The 20,772-nt window shown below is 66.1% G+C and carries 18 protein-coding genes; 9 read left to right on the top strand and 9 right to left on the bottom strand.

Going from position 1 to position 20,772, the window contains the following annotated elements; genetic code table 11:
* Nucleotides 1-219 precede the first annotated feature (219 nt).
* From VD964_RS20890 to VD964_RS20880, 3 genes are all read left to right on the top strand, one after another.
* On the top strand, nucleotides 220-684 hold the full coding sequence (locus VD964_RS20890) for a GNAT family N-acetyltransferase (RefSeq protein ID WP_324870421.1): 465 nt from the start codon (nucleotides 220-222) through the stop codon (nucleotides 682-684).
* A gap of 478 nt (nucleotides 685-1,162) precedes the next feature.
* Nucleotides 1,163-1,636, top strand: coding sequence for a sigma-70 family RNA polymerase sigma factor (locus VD964_RS20885; protein ID WP_085089358.1), 474 nt, complete (start codon nucleotides 1,163-1,165; stop codon nucleotides 1,634-1,636).
* Nucleotides 1,637-1,997: 361 nt separating this feature from the next.
* Nucleotides 1,998-3,689 carry a HAMP domain-containing methyl-accepting chemotaxis protein gene (locus tag VD964_RS20880; protein ID WP_324870420.1) on the top strand — a complete coding sequence of 564 codons (1,692 nt, stop codon included), beginning with the start codon at nucleotides 1,998-2,000 and terminating at the stop codon, nucleotides 3,687-3,689.
* Nucleotides 3,690-3,761: 72 nt separating this feature from the next.
* Here the strand turns inward: VD964_RS20880 and VD964_RS20875 are convergent, their stop codons facing one another.
* Entirely contained in the window at nucleotides 3,762-4,628 is an 867-nt protein-coding gene (locus tag VD964_RS20875) for an SDR family oxidoreductase (RefSeq protein WP_324870419.1), read from the bottom strand.
* 347 nt (nucleotides 4,629-4,975) lie between these two features.
* On the opposite strand from VD964_RS20875, the gene VD964_RS20870 reads away from it, so the two are divergent.
* The 3 genes from VD964_RS20870 (at nucleotide 4,976) to VD964_RS20860 (ending at nucleotide 8,114) form a co-directional block, all read left to right on the top strand.
* Entirely contained in the window at nucleotides 4,976-5,200 is a 225-nt protein-coding gene (locus VD964_RS20870) for an anti-sigma factor family protein (protein WP_149223549.1), read from the top strand.
* A gap of 95 nt (nucleotides 5,201-5,295) precedes the next feature.
* The gene (locus VD964_RS20865) at nucleotides 5,296-6,810 is read left to right on the top strand and encodes a hypothetical protein (RefSeq protein WP_324870418.1); all 1,515 of its coding nucleotides are present in this window, start codon (nucleotides 5,296-5,298) and stop codon (nucleotides 6,808-6,810) included.
* A 128-nt stretch (nucleotides 6,811-6,938) separates the two neighbouring features.
* Nucleotides 6,939-8,114 (top strand): glycosyltransferase family 4 protein, encoded by a 1,176-nt coding sequence (locus tag VD964_RS20860; RefSeq protein ID WP_324870417.1) that lies wholly within the window; start codon nucleotides 6,939-6,941, stop codon nucleotides 8,112-8,114.
* A gap of 40 nt (nucleotides 8,115-8,154) precedes the next feature.
* Here VD964_RS20860 and VD964_RS20855 read toward each other — a convergent pair whose 3' ends face one another.
* Nucleotides 8,155-9,498: a tetratricopeptide repeat protein gene (locus VD964_RS20855; protein WP_324870416.1), complete on the bottom strand. Its 1,344-nt coding sequence runs from the start codon at nucleotides 9,496-9,498 to the stop codon at nucleotides 8,155-8,157.
* Between the two features lie 591 nt (nucleotides 9,499-10,089).
* On the opposite strand from VD964_RS20855, the gene VD964_RS20850 reads away from it, so the two are divergent.
* On the top strand, nucleotides 10,090-10,785 hold the full coding sequence (locus tag VD964_RS20850; RefSeq protein WP_310113810.1) for a transglycosylase SLT domain-containing protein: 696 nt from the start codon (nucleotides 10,090-10,092) through the stop codon (nucleotides 10,783-10,785).
* A gap of 69 nt (nucleotides 10,786-10,854) precedes the next feature.
* Complete coding sequence (locus VD964_RS20845; RefSeq protein ID WP_324870415.1) at nucleotides 10,855-11,697, top strand: 23S rRNA (adenine(2030)-N(6))-methyltransferase RlmJ; 843 nt, start codon at nucleotides 10,855-10,857, stop codon at nucleotides 11,695-11,697.
* Nucleotides 11,698-11,813: 116 nt separating this feature from the next.
* Here the strand turns inward: VD964_RS20845 and VD964_RS20840 are convergent, their stop codons facing one another.
* The 7 genes from VD964_RS20840 to VD964_RS20810 form a co-directional block, all read right to left on the bottom strand.
* A complete protein-coding gene (locus VD964_RS20840) occupies nucleotides 11,814-12,476 on the bottom strand; it encodes a phasin family protein (protein ID WP_324870413.1) in 663 nt (220 codons plus the stop codon).
* A gap of 242 nt (nucleotides 12,477-12,718) precedes the next feature.
* Nucleotides 12,719-13,723, bottom strand: a complete 1,005-nt coding sequence (locus tag VD964_RS20835; protein ID WP_324870412.1) for a branched-chain amino acid ABC transporter permease — start codon at nucleotides 13,721-13,723, stop codon at nucleotides 12,719-12,721.
* A 4-nt stretch (nucleotides 13,724-13,727) separates the two neighbouring features.
* On the bottom strand, nucleotides 13,728-14,615 hold the full coding sequence (locus tag VD964_RS20830; protein ID WP_194914446.1) for a branched-chain amino acid ABC transporter permease: 888 nt from the start codon (nucleotides 14,613-14,615) through the stop codon (nucleotides 13,728-13,730).
* Between the two features lie 108 nt (nucleotides 14,616-14,723).
* Nucleotides 14,724-15,953, bottom strand: a complete 1,230-nt coding sequence (locus tag VD964_RS20825; protein WP_324870411.1) for an ABC transporter substrate-binding protein — start codon at nucleotides 15,951-15,953, stop codon at nucleotides 14,724-14,726.
* Between the two features lie 211 nt (nucleotides 15,954-16,164).
* Nucleotides 16,165-17,457, bottom strand: a complete 1,293-nt coding sequence (locus VD964_RS20820; RefSeq protein WP_324870410.1) for a cation:proton antiporter — start codon at nucleotides 17,455-17,457, stop codon at nucleotides 16,165-16,167.
* A gap of 300 nt (nucleotides 17,458-17,757) precedes the next feature.
* Complete coding sequence (locus tag VD964_RS20815) at nucleotides 17,758-18,231, bottom strand: MarR family winged helix-turn-helix transcriptional regulator (RefSeq protein ID WP_012974024.1); 474 nt, start codon at nucleotides 18,229-18,231, stop codon at nucleotides 17,758-17,760.
* 251 nt (nucleotides 18,232-18,482) lie between these two features.
* Nucleotides 18,483-19,544: an enoyl-CoA hydratase/isomerase family protein gene (locus VD964_RS20810; RefSeq protein ID WP_324870409.1), complete on the bottom strand. Its 1,062-nt coding sequence runs from the start codon at nucleotides 19,542-19,544 to the stop codon at nucleotides 18,483-18,485.
* Between the two features lie 320 nt (nucleotides 19,545-19,864).
* Here VD964_RS20810 and VD964_RS20805 point away from each other — a divergent pair, with 320 nt between their 5' ends.
* Nucleotides 19,865-20,758 (top strand): diacylglycerol/lipid kinase family protein, encoded by an 894-nt coding sequence (locus tag VD964_RS20805; protein WP_324870408.1) that lies wholly within the window; start codon nucleotides 19,865-19,867, stop codon nucleotides 20,756-20,758.
* The last annotated feature ends 14 nt before the right edge of the window (nucleotides 20,759-20,772 follow it).

Here is a 20,772-nt window from a genome sequence, read left to right as displayed (position 1 = left end):
CGCTCCAACAGGGGGCCAACATGGGGTGGAGTGTCGGCGCTGTTGGTTAAACAAAGCTTTCCCCACGCGGACCATACCGTCGTTTCACTGTGGTAAAAGGGAGTAGAGTGGCACCCCCTCCCCTTTTTCCCGTCAACGATGCGTCACGAAATCGATCCTGTCCACTGCGATGCAGCATGCATCGTCATCCGTCGTGCCATAGCGGCCGACATTCCCGCGTTGCTGGCGATCGAGGAGCAGAGCTTCGCGACAGACCGGATGATGCGGCGCAACTTCCGCTATGCGATCCTTAAAGCAAAAGGTGTGGTCCTTGTGGCCGATTGCCAAGTGGGCAGCCGGTCGGACGACTGCCCATCCGACATGGGAAGACGGCCGGTGGCCTACGGCGTGCTGGGCTTCCATGCGGGAACGCCGCTCGCCCGCCTCACCTCCTTCGCCGTGGAACCGGGCAACCGGGGCCGGGGCATCGCCCGCCGCCTGCTGTCGGCGCTGGAGGATGCCGCGGCGGCCCATGGCTGCGCCGGGCTGCGGCTGGAAGTCCGGGCGGACAACGTGGCGGCGATCGCTCTCTACGCCGCCGCCGGCTACCGCCGCTTCGCCGTCTATCCCGCCTATTATGAGGACGACATGGCGGCGCTGCGCCTTGAAAAACCGCTCGCGGCGCGCTCCCCGGCCACCACCTGACTGTTGCGTTCCGGCACCGCAAGGCGCGTTCGGTGGTGGTAAGCCCGGCAAGCGGAACCGCGACCGGAATCTCCGCGATCTGCCACCGATGTCACTCTTTCCGAATCCGGCGGTGGAACATCCTCGGCGGACGGCGCGTTTAGCTCCCGACACGATCAACGACGGGCAACAACGGGACCGCCTCAATGACGCCACCGCCGACCGGATCGTTCCGCGATATCCCGCCGGGATCGCCCCAGGGTATGTCCAAGAGAGTACCGGCCATAGTCGAATGACGGGCCGGCAGATGGCATCCCACCGGGCAGCCTGACGCCGCAGGACCAAGACAACTTCGATCCTCAGCCTTTCGAACCGGCAGCGCCCCGCTCGCGCGCCGGAACACCAAACGCCGTCCCTGCTTTGCGCCCCGCCGCCGATAGAAGGGCGCCGCCGCTCTACCGGCCGGCCGGGACGAACAGACCGTGGAGGAAGAATGACCATGGCGTACTCGTTCGAAAACGAACTGATCCGCTGCATGCCGAACCTGCAGCGCTATGCCTGCAAACTGACCCGCGACGCCAACGCCGCAGAGGACCTGCTGCAGGACTGCCTGGCCCGAGCCCTGTCTCGCCAGCATCGTTTCGAACCCGGCACGAATATGCAGGCGTGGTTGACCACCATGCTGAAGAACCTGCATTTCAACAACCTGCAGCGCGACCGCCATGTGACGAAGGTGGAGCTGTGGGACGGCGCCATGTCCGTCGATGCGGCGCAGATGTCGCGTCTGGTCTTCCGCGATGTCGACCGCGCCTTCTCCTCCCTCACCCCGAGCCAGCGCAAGGTGGTAAAGCTGGTCGCCATCGAAGGCCGTCCCTATCAGGAGGCCGCGGAAACGCTGAACGTCTCCATCGGCACCATCCGGTCCCGCCTGTGCCGCGCGCGGGAAAGGCTGAACAACCTGATGACCGCCTGATCCCGTTTCCTCTACGGCCGGTCCTGTCCGGCAGCACCATGCACCCTCCGCAACCTGTTGCGGGGGGTGCATGCGTTCGTGCATAGCCTCACACATTCAGATGAGAAATGGCTGCCATGCCTTTTCGCAAAGGTTGATCCAGATCACTGCCCCCTGACGGACAAAGTAATATTTTGGTAAAATTGGCAAAATATTTTATATGCGCAAGAAATCTGAGTAATCTGCGGCGCATCCCATAATCGCTGCAGCGTTAATCCATTGTTCATATGACGATGGCCTATACTTGCGCTGACTGAGAGTCGATCGGTGCTTGCACCGATCACATCCAGAACATCAGTTCGCTTAAGTGTGGGTGAAAACCATGAATCCGTTGTCGCGAGTCGGGATCGGCCCGAAGATCTATTTTGTCGTATTTCTTCTCAGCGTGGTCGCGGCCGGCTTGGCCGCCTTCATGGCCAACACGCTGAATCGCGTGGATGGGAACTATTCCGATCTGATCACCACCGACATCGAATTCGCCCAAAAACTTGAACGGATGCGTGGCGACGTCGCGAACCTGGGCCGCGAGATGAACAACGTCCTGCTTCTCCAGGATCCGGCCGGCCTTCCCGCGCTCGCCAAGTCCGTTACCGAGATCCAGGCTGCGATCGCGGCGTCCAATACGGTCGTCACCCGCCTCGCCAAGCCGGAAACGACAGCGACCGTCGGCCGGATGACCGACATGATGGCCTCGATCAAGCGCGCCCTGCCCGCGGTGATGGCGCTGAAGGAAAAGGGCGACCACGCCGGCGCCGCTGCCCTCTACGCCAAGGAATGCCGCCCTCTCGTGGTGGACACCTACAACACGGCCGCCAAGCTGGCGGACGAGGTGAATGCCGGGGTGCAACGCTCCTCCGACCGGTTGAGCGACGATACCGACGCCGCCGTCAGGTGGGCCATCAGCGGAATGATCGCCGCGATCTTCCTTGCCGCCGCCACCTCGGTCGTCATCGCCGTCTTCGGCATCCGCCGCCCGATCACGGCGCTGAACGACGTGATGGAGCAGCTGGCCAAGGGCGACGCGTCGGTGACGGTCACCGGAGCCGATCGTGGCGACGAGGTCGGGTCGATGGCCCGCACGGTGGAGGTCTTCAAGCAGAACCTCCTCAACAACCGCCGCATGGAGCAGGAGGCCAAGGACGCCGAAGCCCGCGCTGCGGCGGAAAAGACCCGGACGATGAACGCCCTGGCCGACAGCTTCGAAGCGAGCGTCCAGGGGGTGGTTGGTGCGGTGTCCTCCGCAGCCACCCAACTGCAGAGTAATGCGGAGAGCATGTCCTCCACCGCGGAGGAGACGACCCGTCAGGCCTCCTCCGTCGCCGCGGCCAGCGACCAGACCCTCAGCAACGTACAGACGGTGGCCTCCGCCGCCGAGGAGCTGGCGAGCTCCATCAGCGAGATCGCCCGACAGCTCGAATCCGCCACCCGCATGAGCCGGTCCGCGGTGGACGAGGCGCAGCGCACCAATGCCACCGTGGAAAGCCTGGCCCAGGCGGCGGAGCGGATCGGCAGCGTCGTGCAGCTGATCCAGGAGATCGCCAGCCAGACCAATCTCTTGGCGCTGAACGCCACCATCGAGGCGGCGCGCGCCGGTGAGGCCGGCAAGGGCTTCGCCGTCGTCGCCAGCGAGGTGAAGAGCCTCGCCAACCAGACCGCGCGGGCAACCGAGGAAATCTCCGGCCAGATCCAGGCGATCCAGAAGGAGACCCATGGAGCCGTGGGCGCCATCCGCGGCATCGCCGATACGGTCCAGCAGGTCAACCAGATCGCTACCTCCATCGCCTCCGCGGTGGAAGAGCAGACCGCCGCCACCGGCGAGATCTCCCGCAATGTCCAGCAGGCGGCCCAGGGCACGGCGGAGGTGTCGCGCAGCATCATGGGCGTCAACGACGCCTCGCAGGAGGCAGGCCGGTCGGCGACCGAAGTGCTGCAGGCCGCCGGCAGCCTCGGCAACCAAGCCCAGAACCTGCGGGAATCGGTCAACGCCTTCGTCGCCCGCATCCGCGCGGCCTGACGGCATCGTTCCAAGAAAGCCCCGTTGCGCCGGAATGGACGCAGCGGGGCTTTTCCGCAAGACCGGCGGGCGTCAGCCGTTGACCACCGTTCCGCCGTTCGGATGCAGGACCTGACCCGACATATAAGAAGAGTCGTCCGACGCCAGGAAGACGAAGGACGGCGCCACCTCGTCCGGCTGACCGGCCCGCTTCATCGGCACGTTGCCGCCGAAATTCTCCACCTTCTCCTCGTCGAAGGTCGAGGGGATCAGCGGGGTCCAGATCGGCCCCGGCGCCACCGCGTTGACGCGGATGCCGCGATCGGCCAGCGCCATGGACAGCGACCGGGTGAAGGCGACGATGGCGCCCTTGGTCGCCGAATAGTCCAGCAGTTCCGGACTGCCCTTATAGGCGGTGACCGAGGTGGTGTTGATGATGCAGGCGCCCTCGTGCATGTGCGGCAGGGCGGCCTTCACCATGAAGAACTGGCCGAAGATGTTGGTGCGGAAGGTCCGCTCCAGCTGTTCGGCGGTGATGTCCTCGATCGACTTCTGCGGGTGCTGTTCGGCGGCGTTGTTGATCAGGATGTCGATGCGCCCATGCTCGCCGATCATGCTTTCCACCGCCTTGCGGCAGGTTTCCTCCTGACCGACGTCGCCGCTCAGGATTTTGCAGGGCTGGCCCTCCGCCTCGACCAGCCGGCGGGTCTCGCGGGCATCCTCATCCTCGTTCAGGTACAGGATGCCGACCTTGGCGCCCTCGCGGGCGTACAGCACGGCGATGGCGCGGCCGATGCCGCTGTCTCCGCCGGTGATCAGCGCCACCTTGTCGCGCAGCTTGCCGCTGCCGCGGTAGCCGGGCCGGGTCTCCGACGGCTGGGGATCCATCGGCGCCTGATGGCCGGGCCGGCTGTCCTGGTGCTGCGGCGGCTGCCTGCTCTCCTGCTGAGCCACGGGCATTTCTCCTTTCACAGTACCCCTGACGGGGCGCGGACGGGATGCGTTGCACAATCACAACAGCCCCGATTGCGTCGCGTTCCGCCCCGTCGCCGTCTGGAACAATCAGCGATACCGTCCTGTTACTTGGCCGGGCGACGCGAAAGAGGATGGCGGTGCCGGATTGCTCGCCTCGAAAGGGAGCAGTGATCGCGCCGTTTGTCGGACTGGTATGGCCGAGGATCATGCCCATAAGATTGGGTAGGCGTCCTTTCGGCCGATCTTTCCGGAAACGGCGGAGCCACCGGACGTGTCACGGTTGATCGTGTCCCAGGGGAGAAACCCCGGCGACCCATCCGGGAACGACAGAGATGAAGCGTGTGACGATGACCGATATCAACGCCTATCTGGACGGCGCCCTCGACGAACGGGAGCGCGCGGCATTCGAGAGCGTGGTCGAGAGCGATCCCGACGCAAAGGCGCTGCTTGCCCAGCATCGCCAGCATGTGGAGGAACTTCATCGCCTGTATGACCCGGTCCTGAACGAACAGGTCCCGCCCCGCATGCTGGAGTTGCTGCGCAAGCGGAAAGGCTGAGCCCTCGCGATTTTCCTCTCCGTTCCGCAGCGCCATGCGCTATGGGATGCGGTGATGCCCCCTTTTTTGGGGGAGCCGGTTCGGACGGATGAGGCATGGCGCGCAGACGAGCGGAGCCGAGCATCCTGCTCGGCCCCATCCTGTATTTCCGTGGTGAGCAGCGCGACCGTTGGTGGCTGTCGGCGCTGTTCGTTCTGGACGGGGAGGTCGAACCCGACGACCTGCGGGTGGACGGCGTCACCCTGCCGGTTCCCCCGCGCCACCTGACGGTCTGGCGCCGCCGCCATGTCTGGCGCTTCGACTTCGCTGTTCCCCGCGGCATGCGCGACACCACTGTCGCCTATGGCTTCCCCGACGAACCCAGCTGGACGGTGGTCGTTCCGGGGCGTCAATCATTCCCACGCATGGCTATTCTGTACGGAAGCGGAATGACCGGCGCGACGATTGGCGCAGAGCCTTCGGGTGGAGCGCCGCCGCCGTCGTCCCCCGCACTCTGGCGCGATCTTCTCGCCGGGCATTCCACCGACCGCTATCACCTGCTGATCCAGGCCGGCGGACAGGTCGATGGCGATGCCGTGCTGTCCGCCGCCCCGCAGGCCGCCTCTCTGCTTGGCGACGCCTCCCGCCGGCTCGGTCCGCCCCTGCCCGGCGTGGCGGAGGAACTGATGTCCGCCGGGTTCGACCGGATGCTGCGCGGCTGGAGCGGTGCCGCGGCTGCGGCCGTGCTGGCCTCGATCCCGTCGGTGATGATGTGGGACGGTTCGGACCTCGGCCGGCTGCTGGCAGGCGCCTGGGGCGGCCGGGAGGACGGCGATGCCGCTTCGCGCAGCCTGCGCCCGCTTCTGGTGGCGACGCGCCGGCAGGCACAGCTGTTCCAAACCGGCTCCGTCGCCGATTCTCCGCCCGATTGCCTGTGGGGAACTGCCTGCGGAACCTTGGCACAGGGCTTCGTCATGGGAGAAGCCGGGTTACTGGCGCTCGACCTGTGGACCGACCGCAATGCCCGCCGCATCCTGTCGGAGCGCGACTGGAGCCTGTTGCCGGACTGGCTCGATCGATTCGCCGCTTGCCGGCACCTGATCCTGGTCAGCGGCGCTCCGCTGCTGGTTCCCGCCGCCGCCGCGCTCGACCGGCTGGGTGCGGTGCTGCCGGGTCCCCTTCAGCGCCGGTTGGCGCGGGGGTTGGGCGATCACTGGACCGCACCGGGTCGCCATGCCGAGTGGGAACGGATGCTCCGCACCCTCGCCGACTTCTCAAGGCGGACCGGCTGCCGCATCACCGTCGCGTCGCGCGGCCTGTCGGGTGCCGCCGGCCGGGGGGTGCTGCGCGGCGGCGGGCTGGAGATGTGGCAGCTCTATGCCCCCCGTTTTGCCGTGTCTTCTTCTGCCGGCGCCCGGCCGGGCTGGCGTTCCCGGCTGGCGGAGCCGCTGGCGACCCGGCCGGATCACCCCCTGCCCGCTCACAGGTTCGAGCTGCCGCCCTTCACGAACGGTGGCCGACGGCTGTTGCACGGTTCCGGATGGCTCGCCTGCAGCTTCGACGGCAAGGGCCAGCTTCATGCCCGCTGGTGCCTGCCCACCGACACTGGCCGCTATGTTCAGGCCATCTGACGCAAGGCGGCACCGCAACCAGTCGGGAAGGCTTGTCGCCCATTGTCCGCGCATGACGTGCATATCCTGTTGAAAACCTTGCCTATGCGCGTCTAGGCTGCCGCCCCACCTCTTTGCCGCAGGCCGCCATGAACCGCCGTTTCGCCCTGACCTGGCCGCTGTCCGAGATCCATGGATGGGGGCTGGTCGGCGTCCATACCGCTCTGTACCTGACTGCACAGGGCATGCGCCCGCTTCTGCTCGACGCTCCCATGATGGACAGCCTGCGGCCGCAGAACAGGACGGCTCTGCAGCCCCTGGAGGACGAGCATCGCCGCTACATGGAGGCGGCCGCCCGCTATGGAGACAGCACCATCGTCATCCCGGATGCCGACGTCCTCCATGCTCTGGGCAACCGGTTCGTGGCCGGCGAGCCTTCCCGCCGCTTCCGCGGCAATCGCAACATCGGGGTCATCGCCTTCGAGGACACGCGCTTTGATGCTGAGGTGTTGGCCCGCGCCCGCGCCTTCGACCGCATCGTGGTGCATTCCACCTACAACCGCGACCTTCTGCTGGAACAGGGCTTCGACGCTGTCGGCCTCGCCTTCCAGGGCGTCGACCCGACGGAGATGCGGCCGCTGCCGCCCTCCGGGCGCTTCGGCGACCGGTTCGTGGTGTTTTCAGGTGGGAAGCTGGAATACCGCAAGGGGCAGGACATCGTGCTGATGGCCTTCCGCGCCTTCCAGCAGCGCCATCCGGAGGCGCTGCTCGTCACCGCCTGGCAAAGTCCCTGGCCGGAGGTCGCCTTCAGCATCACCGAATCGCAGCTGACCGGCACGCCGCCGGACATCGGGCCGGACGGGCGGCTTCAGGTGGTGGAGTGGGCTGTCCGTTACGGCCTGCCCGCCGGGTCGGTGGTCGACCTCGGTCTCGTCGGCCGCGCCGACATTGCAGCCATCATGGCCGAGTGCCATGCCGCGGTCTTCCCCAACCGCTGCGAGGGAGCGACCAACCTCGTCGCCATGGAGGCGATGGGCTGCGGCGTGCCGGTGGTGCTGTCTGCCAACACCGGTCACCTCGACCTGATCGGTCCGGCCGAGGAGCCGCGCTGCTGGCCGCTGTCGAAGCAGACCCAGCTGTTCCACAAGGGCGACCGCAAGGGCTGGAAGGAATCCTCGGTCAACGAGCTGGTCGCCCATCTGGAAGCGATCCATGCCGACCGGAAGGAGGCGAAGCGCCGTGCCGACCGCGCCCTCGCCTTCATCCAGGGCGAACGGACCTGGACGCATTTTACCAAGTCGTTCATTGACGCCTGCGGCGCCTGACGGCGCCATCCCCTCATTGGCGCCTGAAGGCGCCATTCCGTCACCGGGAGGCGCGTTCCACCACGAACAGCAGCCCGGCGACCGGCACGCCCTTTTCCCGCCGCGGCGCGCAGGGCTCCATCAGGCGCACGGCGAAGCCGGCGTCCTCCGCGGTGCGGCGGACATAGGCTTCGGCATGGGCGTAGCGGCGGGTTGCGCCGAGGGCGAACTCCTGTGCCGACTCGACAGGCAGGCGCTCCACGGTCGCGGCGAAATGGCCACCCGGCGGCAGGGCGTGTGCCGCAGCCGCGAAGACCGGAACAAGGTCGCCGATATAGACCAGCACGTCGGCAGCGACCAGAAGATCCCAGCCGCCGGGGGATCGCTCCATCGCCTCCACCACATCGCCGACGCCGAGTTCATCGTAAAGGCCGCGCTGCCGCGCCTTTTCCACCATACGCGGCGACAGGTCGACGCCGGCCAGATGCGCCGCCAGCGGCTTGAAGGTGACGCCGGCCAGCCCGGTGCCGCAGCCGAGATCGAGAATCCGCAGGCCCGTCGCCGCCGGAACCACACGGTCCACCGCCGCCCGCAGCAGGTCGGGCGCCGCATAGCCGAGCTTGCCGACGAGATCCTGGTCAAAACGGTCGGCATAGCGGTCGAACAGGGCGCGGACATAGGCGGCCGACAGGTCGGCGCCCTCCCCGGCCTCCAGCGCCGCGATCAGCCGTTCCATCGGCGCGGCCTCGTCCCCCTCGGCGACATCGCGCGCATGGCGGAGCGCGGACAGCGCCTTCGCCGGTTCGCGCAGAGCCAGCCAGCAGCGACCCAGCGCATGGTGGACCTCCGCATCATCCCCGTACCGACGGCCGAGCGGTTGCAGCAGTTCCACCGCCGCCAGTGCGTCACCGGCCATGGTCAGCGCCTCGGCCAGCGCCAGCACGGCGCCGCGGTCGTTCGGGCGCAGGGCCACGGCCTCACGGAACTCCTCCAGCGCCTCGTCACGCCGGTCCAGCGCGGACAGGCAATGGGCGAGCCCGAGTCGCACCGCGGCCGAATCGCTCCGTTCGCCTGCCAGCACCCTATATAGAGCATGCGCAGCATCGATTTCACCGCACTGCCGCAGTGCGTCGGCCAGCATCAGCCGCCATGTCCAATTGGCTGGATCCAGCATCACGGCGCACCGGTAGCAGGCCGCCGTCCGCTCGGTCAGACCCGCCCCGCCGCAGGCGTCGGCCAGCGCCGCCCAGGCTTCACCATTCGTGGGATCAGCGGCGGCGGCCATCCGGAATCCACGGACCGCTCCGGTAAAATCCCCGGCATAGAGCCGGTCGTAACCGAAGCGGAACAGTTGATCGAGATCGGGAGCGGGCGACGCTCCGCCGAAGGACGGATCCGCGGACAAGGGGCTGGATTCCTCTGAGGTCGGGCCTGCACGAACGGGATGCCGCCGGCCCGCAGGCCTCCGTGTCCGCCTGCCGCCGTCATGGTCGATCGGACCCAACGCGGCATCTTCGAACCCGTTCCCCCGAGTCCAGGCAAACAAGGGGGCGGAGTTTACTGCCCCAACATGCTGCGCCGCGCAAGGGGGTCGCGAAAATCATCTGGAAGTGTGATTCCGGCGACACGCGGTCGCAGTAGCCCCTTTTTCATCCCCTGTACGGATGGCAGATCGGGACCATCGGAACACCCCTTTCGATATCGCCGGCAAATGTGGCGATTCAAAGGCTTATGCCCGCAATCTAAGGGCCTAGGCCGTCGGTCCGGCGCCTCTGCGTGACATCTGACGGACGAAAGCTGTGGTATTACCAGGGTGCAAGGCGGTTGACGATGGATCAAATTTTTGGAAGTGTGGCCGCGGCGCCCGATTGGGAGGCGTCGAACATCTGGGTAGGAGGCGGTCGCCGTAAGCGACTCGGTGACCGGAACAACGGCCCCGCGCGGGGGGTCAAACAGCCGCCGTAGAACACGGGGCGACATCAGAAGGAGGTTTGGGATGCGGGGACGAAATCAGCGCGTATGCGCCACAGCGGGTGGACGCTTCGCACTGGCTGCGGGACTGCTGACGGCCCCCCTGGTGGCGCTGACGATGGCAACTCCCGCCCAGGCCCAGACCGCGACCCCGTCGCTCGCCAAGGAAAGCTGCGTCACCCACGCGGTGGAAGCCGAACAGAAGCTCGGCATTCCCTCGGGCATGCTGGTGGCGATCGCGCTGGTCGAAAGCGGTCAGGACGGTGCGCCGCATCCCTTCGCGATGAGCGTGCAGGGACGTCCCTACTACGCCCGCAACGTCAACGATGCCGCCCGGCACCTGCGCGACCATCGCGGGCAGCTTCGCTCCAACACCTATGTCGGATGCATGCAGCTGTCCGTCGCCTCGCACCGCGGCGAATTCCAGCCGCTGGAAAAGATCGTGGAGCCGCGCGACAACGTGTTCTACGCCGGCCAGCTTCTGGTCCGCTTCCACGGCGAGGAAGGCAACTGGAAGACCGCGCTGGCCCGCTACAACGGCGGTTCGGGCCGCCGCGCCCAGGCCTATGTCTGCAAGATTTGGCAGAGCCTGTCCGAACTGGATGCGCAGAGCGCGAAGCTGCTCGCCTCCTCCCGTTGTGAAGACACCGATCCGGTCAGCGTTGCCCCCGGCACCCGCCGCAGCTTCCGCAACGCCCAGCAGGTCGCTGCGATCAACTGATCACCCCATCGACAGTGGCGCCGGCATGACCGCTGGCGCGAAGCGGCGTGATCGGGTAAACCCCGGCGCATGAACTATCGCCACATCTTCCACGCCGGCAACCCGGCCGACGTGATGAAGCACGCCGTCCTGGCGCTGATCCTGGATCATCTGGGCGCCAAGCCGGCGCCCTTTTGCGTGCTCGATACCCATGCCGGCATCGGCCGCTACGACCTGACCTCCGAACCGGCCCGCAAGACCGCGGAAAGCGACGAGGGCATCGGTCGCCTGTGGGGACAGCCGGCGCTCCACCCGGGGCTGGCGCCCTATCTGGACACCGTGCAGGCGCTGAACCCGGACGGCTTCTTGCGCTGGTACCCCGGTTCTCCCCTGATCGCCCGCGCCGCCTTGCGCCCGCAGGACCGCATGGTCCTGGTGGAACTGCACCCGGACGACGCCCACAGCCTGAAGGCGGAGTTCGCCGGCGACCGCGCCGTGTCCGTCCATCAATCGGACGCCTACACCGCACTGAAGGCCCATCTGCCCCCCAGGGAGAAGCGCGGGCTCGTCCTGATCGATCCGCCCTTCGAACAGCCGGACGAGTTCGCCCGCATGGCCGAAGGGCTGGCGTTGGCCCACCGCCGCTGGTCCACCGGCATCTTCGCCCTGTGGTATCCCATCAAGGAGCGGGCGGCGGTCTGGCGGTTCCAGGACGCCGTGGAGAAGACCGGCATCCCCAAGGTGCTGATCGCCGAGCTGACATGGCATCCCGAGGACACCCACCTGCGCCTGAACGGCTCCGGCCTGCTGATCGTCAATCCGCCCTGGAAGCTGGACGAGACGCTGCGCGACATGCTGCCGGCCCTGCACGACGCCCTGCCCTCCACTGGCGGCGGCGCGTCGGTTAGCTGGCTGACGCCGGAGGCATCGTAACCTCAGGCTGACGCCGGAAGTGTCGTGAAAAGCCATCCGGCGCAGAAAAAACCCCGGTCCTTGCGGGCCGGGGTTCAGGTCAGGATGGAGACCGTTCCTTCTGGATTGGTGGATGCTTAGAACCGGCGCTCCGTCTGCTGGGCCGCACCTTCGAGGCGGGCGTTCAGCTTGCCGATCGCGGTGCTGGCGGTGTTCGCCGACAGCTCGGAAATCTTGACGCTGCGGCTCAGCACCAGCTGCATGTTGTCCTTCAGCATCCGGCTCTGCGTCGCGTAGAAATCCGGGACCGTGCGGCTGCGCATCAGCGCGTTCATGCCCTCGGCATTGCGGCTGGCGACTTCCTGGGCAAGGCCCATCCATTCGCGCCAGGCATTCTGCCAGCCGTCGGCCAGCACGCTGCCGCACTGGACCATGACGTCCATGGTCTCGCGCGTCTGGCTGGCGACCTCGCCCTGGGCTTCCTTGGACAGCCCGAGAGCGCGCTGCAACTGCTCCGACGTGCGGCCGGCGACGTCGCTTGCCGTCCCCATGACGGTGCGGGCGGTGTCGGCGGTACGGCGGGTCATGTCGGCACCGGCGCCCATCGCCTTCTGGCCGGCTTCCGCGCCGGCATCGGCGGCCTGACGACCGGTCTCGGCCGCCTCCTCGCCCATCGACCGGGCGGCGTCGGCAGCGCGGCGGGTGGTCGCTTCTCCGGCGCGGGTCATGTCCTCCACCGTACCCTTCGCACGGTTGGCGATGTCACGCGTGGTGGTCGTGGTGTCTTTGTCCATGGCCATGCGGGATGCTCCTCATACGTTCGTCCGGGCGGACGCCTCTTCCCAAAACTCGCGTCGGTCATTTTGCTGCACCGCCGCACGCGTTGAGTCGTATAACACCCGACAAGCAGAACGTTCCAGGACGCAAAATAATAACCCCGCACCCATTATTTCGAGGTATGCGGTATCTTGAAACCGTGGTGTCTTTCTTTCGAAACAGTTCTTACATCACCTATGATCCTCGTTCGATAATCTTTTCAGACTCAGCGCTTGTTCCCGAGTCTCGCCTGAATTTCGCCGGCAATGCCGCGGCGGAAGACCAACACGCAGACGACGAAGATGCAGCCGATCACCACCGGCACCGGCAGGCTGGTCGCCGCCAGATAATTTTCCAGCGTCACCACCAGCGCCGCACCGATCACCGGGCCGGACAGCGTGCCCATGCCGCCCAGCAGCGTCATCAGCACCACCTCGCCCGACATCTGCCACGTCACGTCGGTCAAACTGGCGAGCTGGAAGACGATGGCCTTGGTCCCGCCGGCGAGGCCCGCCAGCGTCGCGGACAGCACGAAGGCGACCAGCTTGTAGCGGTCGGTGCGGTAGCCGAGCGAGACGGCGCGCGGCTCATTCTCGCGGATCGCCTTCAGAACCTGTCCGAAGGGCGAATGGACAGCCCGCCAGATGATGGCGAAGCCGATCAGGAACACAGCCAGCACGGTGTAATACATCGCCATTGGGTTGTTCAGGTCGAAGATCCCGAACAGGACGCCGCGCGGCACGCCCTGGATGCCGTCCTCGCCATGGGTGAAGGGCAGCTGCAGCGCCAGGAAGAAGACCATCTGGCTCAGCGCCAGCGTGATCATGGCGAAATAGATGCCCTGGCGCCGGATGGCGATGCCGCCGAACACCAGCCCCAAAAAGGCCGAGGCCGCGGTGCCCAGCAGAATGCCGAGTTCAGGCGGCAGCCCCCAGACCTTCACCGCATGGGCGGTGACATAGGCGGCGCTGCCGAAGAAGGCTGCGTGGCCGAAGCTGAGCAGGCCGCCGAAGCCGATCAGCAGGTTGAAGGCGCAGGCGAACAGCGCGAAGCACAGCACCTTCATCAGGAAGACGGGGTAGAGCAGGAAGGGTGCCGCCAGCAAGCCGGCGAGAACCACCAGCGCGCCGATTCTCGCCGGCGTCAGGCCCCTGTCGGGGACGGACACCCGTGCGGCGGTACGGGGAGCCTTGGCGGACGCCCGGCCGCCGCTTTGCGAATGAAGGCCCATGCGCTTACCTTTCCCGTCCGAACAGGCCGGCGGGCTTGATCATCAGCACCACCGCCATGATGACGAAGACCACGATGTTCGAGGCCTCCGGATAGAACACCTTGGTCAGCCCTTCCAACAGGCCCAGACCATAGCCGGTCAACACCGCCCCCAGGATCGACCCCATGCCACCGATGACCACCACCGCGAACACCACGATGATCAGGTTTGAGCCCATCAGCGGCGATACCTGGTAGATAGGCGCCGCCAACACGCCGGCCAGCCCGGCCAACGCAACGCCGAAGGCGTATGTCAGCGTCACCATGCGTGGCACATTGATGCCGAAGGCCTGGACCAGCACCGGGTTCTCCGTCGCCGCGCGCAGGTATGCTCCCAGCTTCGTCTTTTCGATGGCGATCCAGGTGCTGAGGCAGACGACCAGCGACGCCACCACGACCCAGCCGCGATAGTTGGGCAGGAACATGAAGCCCAGATTTTGGCCACCCTTCAGCGCGTCGGGGATGGGATAGGGCTGGCCCGACACGCCGTACTGGTGACGGAAGGCCCCTTCCACGATCAGCGCGAGGCCGAAGGTCAGCAGCAGGCCATAGAGATGGTCCAGCTTGTACAGCCGCGACAGCAGCGTCTTTTCCAACACCACTCCGAACAGCCCGACGATCAGCGGCGCCAGCAGCAACGCCCACCAATAGCCGATGCCGAGTTGAGTCAGCAGCAGCCAGGACACGAAGGCGCCCATCATGTACAGCGCGCCATGGGCGAAGTTGATGACGTTCAGCATGCCGAAGATCACCGCCAGCCCAAGGCTGAGCAGCGCGTAAAATGACCCGTTGATCAGGCCCAGCAGAAGCTGTCCGAACAGCGCCTGGGGCGGAATGCCGAAAATCGTCCCCATCATGAGCGTCGCTCTCCCCTGCCGCCTCCACCGCTGCGCCGGCCTGACGACCGATGCGGCGGCGGGGGTGCCATTCCGTCACGTCACGCTTTTGCTCACGTCACGCTTTTACTTGGGCAGCTTGCAGCCGCTCTCTTCGAAGGTGGCGAAAGCCTCCTTGCCGGGGATGGTGCGCAGGATTTCGTAATAGTCCCACGGCCCCTTCGATTCCGACGGCTTCTTCACCCGCGCCAGATACATGTCGTGGACCATGCGCCCGTTGGGCAGGATGGTGCCGTTCTGGGCGAACATGTCGTTGACCGGCATTTCCTTCATCTTGGCGGCGACGGTCGGCCCGTCGTCGGTGCCGGCGGCCTCGATGGCCTTCAGGTAATGGCGGACGGCGGAATAGCTGCCGGCCTGCACCATGGTCGGCATCTTGCCGTGGCGATCGAAGAACTTCTTGGACCAGGCGCGGGTCTCGTCGTTGCGATCCCAGTAGAAGCCGGTCGTCAGCACCAGATCCTGGGCGACCTGCAGCCCCAGCGCATGCACGTCGGACAGGAAGATCAGCAGGCCGGCCAGCTTCTGCTGTCCGCTCTGCGTCAGGCCGAATTCCGACGCCTGCTTGATCGAGGTGATGGTGTCGCCGCCAGCATTGGCGAGCCCCACGATCTTGGCGCCAGACGCCTGTGCCTGCAGCAGGAAGGAGGAGAAGTCGGCGGTGTTCAGCGGCGCCTTGACCGAGCCCACCACCTTGCCGCCGGCTTTCTTCACCTGGGCCGAGGTGTCCGCCTCCAGCTGGTGGCCGAAGGCATAGTCGGCGGTGATGAAGAACCAGCTGTCGCCGCCCTCCTTCACGATGGCCTGACCGGTGCCGACGGCCAGCGCGCGGGTGTCATAGGGCCAGTGAAAGCCGGTGGGGGAGCAGGCGTCACCGGTCAGGCGCGACGTCGCCGGGCCTTCCATCAGGAAGATCGTCTTCTTTTCCCTCGTCACCTCCTGGACCGCCAGCGCGACGCCGGAGTTCGGCACGTCGACGATCACGTCTACCCCGTCCTGGTCGATCCACTGCCGGGCGAGGTTGGAGCCGATGTCGGGCTTGTTCTGGTGGTCGGCGGTGATGATCTGGATCGGTTTGCCCAGGATCTTGTTGCCGAACTCCTCAGCCGCCATGCGCGCGGCGATCGCCGATCCCTCGCCACCGAGATCGGCATAGAGGCCGGAGCGGTCGTTCAGCACACCGACTTTGACCATGTCGCCGGACAGCTTGCCCTGCTGGGCATTGGCCGGTCCCGTGGACAGGACACCGATCGTCAGGGCGGCCAGGGCGGCACCGGTCAAAAGACGTGCGATCATGCGTGAATTCCTCCCCCTCAGCGTTGCGTTGCGCGTGGTTTCGGGTGACTTGCCGGACGGGTTCGTCAGGCGGCCTCCCCGCGCGGTCGCGCCGGCCGATCCGTCCGGTTTACCGGAACCGTCTGGCCGTCCGCGCCGCCGCTTCCCAACCACTATGCAGGGGCATCGCGTTGTAAGCGAAGCGGAATTTCAGCTTCACAAACAATTTTCATCAAGGGTCGGGCGAAACACCCGCTTTTTCCATTCGGGGGTGTATGGCGGCGGCCGGCGGCGGGTCCATGCCCTGCCGGCGGCGGTCGATCCGCCGCATGATCGGCGTCACCGTCGTGCCGTGGACGAGAATCGAGAGAAGTACGATCAGCCCGGTTACCGCCCACAATGCGTTCGGCACGTCGAACTCGGCGGTGTTCAGGGCGTAGGCGACGTAATAGATGCTGCCCATGCCGCGGATGCCGAAGAAGCCGATTGCCAGCTTCTCCGCCAACGGCATCGGCACGCCGGCCAGCCCGGCCACCCCCGCCACCGGCCGCACCAGGAACAGGATCACCACGGCCGCACCGACCGCGCTCCAGGACAGCGCGTCGATCAGCCCGTGGGCGAGCGTGCCGCCGAACAGGACGAGCATCAGCATCATCATCAGCCGCTCGGTCTGCTCGACGAAGTCATGCAGTCGCTCGTGATACTCGCTGTCCCGCTCGGCATCGCGCAGAGCCACCGCGGCGACGAACACGGCGAGAAAGCCATAGCCGCTCACCAGTTCGGTCAGCCCATAGGCGATCAGCGTGATTCCGAGCGATACGAAGCCGTCGCCCGTCCGCGACAGGTTGGCCCGATTCGGAATCCTGAAGGTGACATAGCCGAGGAACCGTCCGACCAGCCAACCGACGCCGACCCCGGCGGCCAGCCGCCAAAGGACGTCCAGCAACGCCCAGTGCGTCAGCATCTCCCAGGGCGGGTTGTTGTTCAGCAGGGCGACGCCGATGGCGAGATGGACGAAGGGAAAGGCCAGCCCGTCATTCAGCCCGGCCTCCGAGGTCAGGCTGAACCGGATCTCGTCCTCCTCCCCCGATTTCGGTGGGCCGACCTGGATGTCGGAGGCGAGAACCGGATCGGTGGGCGCCAGCGCCGCCGCCAGCAGGATCGATGCCGCCAGCGGGAAATCCAGCCAATACCAACCGATCAAGGCGATCATCAGGATCGACAACGGCATGGTGATGCCCAGCAGCCGCCATGTGATGATCCAGCGCCGCCAGCCGATCCGGCGGTCCAGCTTCAGCCCTGCTCCCATCAGCGAGATGATGACGATCAGTTCCGTCAACCTCTCCGTCGCCTCCGGGAAGGCCAGCGGTTCCGGGTTGTCCAGCCGCAGAAGGCTGAAGACCGCGAATCCCAGCCCGACGCAGATGATCGGCAGCGACAGCGGCAGTTCCTTCAGCACCATTGGCAGCCAAGCCACCAACAGGATCAGGAAACCGAGCCCAACCATGAGGACGATGTAGGACATGCGCCGCCCGTTCCAGTAAATGCCCCCGAAGCGGTCTGCTGTCTGGACATCGTCCGGGCGCGCAGGAACCGAATCCCGTCAACGCGAAAAGACGCGGAAGGGTTCAGCGACAAAAGTGGAACACTGCGGAAAGATTGCGAAGATGCCGGCTCGTTCGGCTTTGCTTCCCTGCCCCATCCCGTCGGTCTTCAACGGGAAACGCCCAAATCTACACAAAGGGGTGCGAAGGGATGGGAAGCGTGCCTGGATGCCACCCGCGGGAGCCGGAACCGCGGGGGCCGTAGCAAAATCCGGCCTTTTTCAGGCCGCGGACGTCATCGGAAAGCCGCTGTAGTCGAGCGAGGCCGACCAGAAGCGTTCCAGCTTGCGCAGGGTCTCGTTCGCCTTGGTCAGTTCCTCGTCGCTGAAACCGGCCTTTTCAAGGGCGGCCAGATGACGTTCGAACATGACGCTGATCTTCTCGCGCAGGTCCAGGCCCTTTTCCGACAGGCGGACGCGGACGGACCGGCGGTCGTGCGGAGAGCGTTCCTGCCCGAGATAGCCGTTCTCGACCATCTTCTTGACGTTGTAGGAGACGTTGGAACCCAGGTAATAGCCGCGCGCGGTCAGTTCGCCGACCGTCATCTCGTCTTCACCGATATTGTAGAGGATCAGGCTCTGGACGTTGTTGATGTCCTGTATCCCAAGCCGGTCGAGTTCGGTCTTGAGCACTTCGAGAAAGTGGCGGTGAAGCCGCTCGATCAACAGAATGCTCTCATAATAAGGTTTGCGCACCGCGGTCTCCTTTGGCTCTAACCGGCCGTTCCCCGCGCAAGGACGATACCGGGACCTTAAAGCGAGATTAACCGATCATTCGTCGGCAATCATCCTAATAATTCCGGAAAAAGTCTGGCACAACCCGTCTGTACAGGCCCCTTTCGCCGGGTGCCCTCATCCGAATGTTTTCGACCGGGTGGAGGCCCCGGCATAACCGGAACGGAGTGGCCCCGAAGACCGCGCCGGGGCCGCCTCCCACAGCTATTGCGTCAGTCGCGGAACACCAGATCGCCGCCCGCGGGTTCGGCGAAATGACGCTCCACGTCGGACGGTCCGACATCGACAAGATCGGCCGGCTTCCATTTCGGATTCTTGTCCTTGTCGACCAGGACCGCGCGGATGCCTTCGTAGAAATCGTCCCCGGCAAGGCAGGCGAGGCTGAGGCGAAGCTCCTGCACCATGCAGGCTTCGAAATCCAGCTTGGCCCCGCGGCGCAGGGCCGCCAGCGTCACCTTCAGGCTGGTCGGCGAAACGCGGCGCAGCGTGGCGACCTGCCCGGCCGCCCACTCGGTCCCTTCGGCCTCCAGCGCCTTAACGATCGCCTCGACGCTGTCGAAGCCGTAGCAGCGGTCGACCGCCGTGCGGATGGCCGTCACCGACGCCTCTCCAGCCTCGCCGCGATGAGCCGCCACCGCCTCGTCCGCCGGGATGCCGGCGGCCAGATCATCGACCAGCGCATCGATCTTCCCGCTCGGCACGAAGGCGTCGGCGGCGCCGATCGCCAGCATGTCGGCGGCCTTCAGCCGGTCGCCGGTCAGGCCCAGCCAGATGCCGACCTGTCCCGGCAGCCGTGGCAGGAAATAGGTGCCGCCGACATCGGGGTAGAGGCCGATGCCTGTCTCCGGCATGGCGAACAGGGTGCGTTCGGTGACGATGCGGTGGCTGCCATGCACCGACAGGCCGACGCCGCCGCCCATGGAGATGCCGTCGATCAGCGCGACATAGGGCTTGGACAGCCGCTTGATCAGCCGGTTCAGCACATATTCCTCGCTGAAGAAGGCGCGGACCGGCGCGGTGTCGCCGCGTCCCTCCTTCGCGGCCTTGCCGGCCTCGTACAGGCTGACGACGTCGCCGCCGGCGCAGAAGGCCTTCTCGCCCGCGCCGCGGATCACGACGGCCTTGACCTCCGGGTCGGCGTTCCAGGCCCGCAGCTGCGGGTCGAACAACCTGATCATGCCTAGCGTCAGGGCGTTCAGGGCCTTCGGCCGGTTGAGCGTGACGAGGCCGATGGCGCCCCGACGTTCGAACAGAATCTCAGCAGCGTCGCTCATCGTCTTGTATTTTCTCGATTATCGTTGGAAATCGGGCAGTGGCGGGCCACCTGCTCCGTCCACCCCTGATGCATCCCCTGATACAACGGGCGAAGCTTGCGGCCGCCGCAGATGATACGGGAGCCTGCGCCCCTGTCAAACCGGCCATACGGTGCCGGATGTTTACATGCGCCGCCGCACAACCGAATAAGGAACTTCGCCCCCCCTTGGACCGTTGCGCTCACGCTCTCATCTGTTCTGCACAGCCCCGGGACGCAGATCCACGGGCAGATCCACAGAAGGTTCGCCGCCATGCCGCTTCACAGTCCGGCCGGTCAGCTATGAAGGTCGGTGTCATCCTGAACCAGCAAGCCGGCTCGCTGGTCGACCGCCCCTTGGACGGGGCCAAGCAGGCGATCCGTGCCGCCTTCGAGCGGCGTGGCGCCGAGGTGGACCTGCACAGCGTCGACGGCGCCCAATGCACGGAGACGATCCAGCGGGTGCTGGACTCGGACGCCGAGATTGTCGTGGTCGGCGGCGGCGACGGCACGCTGCACAGCGCGGTGAAGCTGGCGCTGCCGACGGGCAAGACGCTGGGGGTCATTCCACTGGGCAGTCTCAATCTCTTGGCACGCGATCTTCACATGCCGCTTGAACTGGAAGCGGCGGCAGAGGCACTGGCCGCCGGCCGGGTTCGCGTCATCGACATCGCCGAGGTGAATGGCGAGCCCTACACCAACAGCTCCATTCTCGGCTTCTATCCCCAGGTGGTGCAGGAGCGCGAACGCCAGCGCAAGCAGCACCGGCTGCTGAAATGGCCGGGTGCCGCGCTGGCCCTCGCAAAGACGCTATACAAGCTGCCGCTGCTGGACGTCCGTCTGGACTGGGGCGAAGGGCCGAAGCGGATGCGCACGCCGATCCTGGTCGTCTCCAACAATGTCTACGACGACGGCTTCGGGCTCGTCCTGACGCGCCAGTCGCTGGATGCCGGAAAACTTGGGGTCTACGTCGCCCGCGAAAGGAACGCCTTCGCGATGCTTCGGTTGATGGGACGGCTGGTCGCCGGATCCTGGAAGCAGGACGAGGCGCTCGACACCTATGCGGTCACCAGCCTGACGGTCCACAGCCGCCGCCATCGCCTGAAGATGGTCAACGACGGCGAGATCCGGAAGCTGCACGCGCCGCTTCACTACCGGATTCGCCCAGGAGCCCTGAAGGTTCTGGCGCCCGGCTGAGAGAAAGGATGAAG

It is taken from the genome of Azospirillum sp. (genome assembly GCF_035628975.1).
Lineage (GTDB): Bacteria > Pseudomonadota > Alphaproteobacteria > Azospirillales > Azospirillaceae > Azospirillum.
Note: the sequence above shows the minus strand (reverse complement) of the source record. Positions and strands in the feature narration are given on the sequence as shown.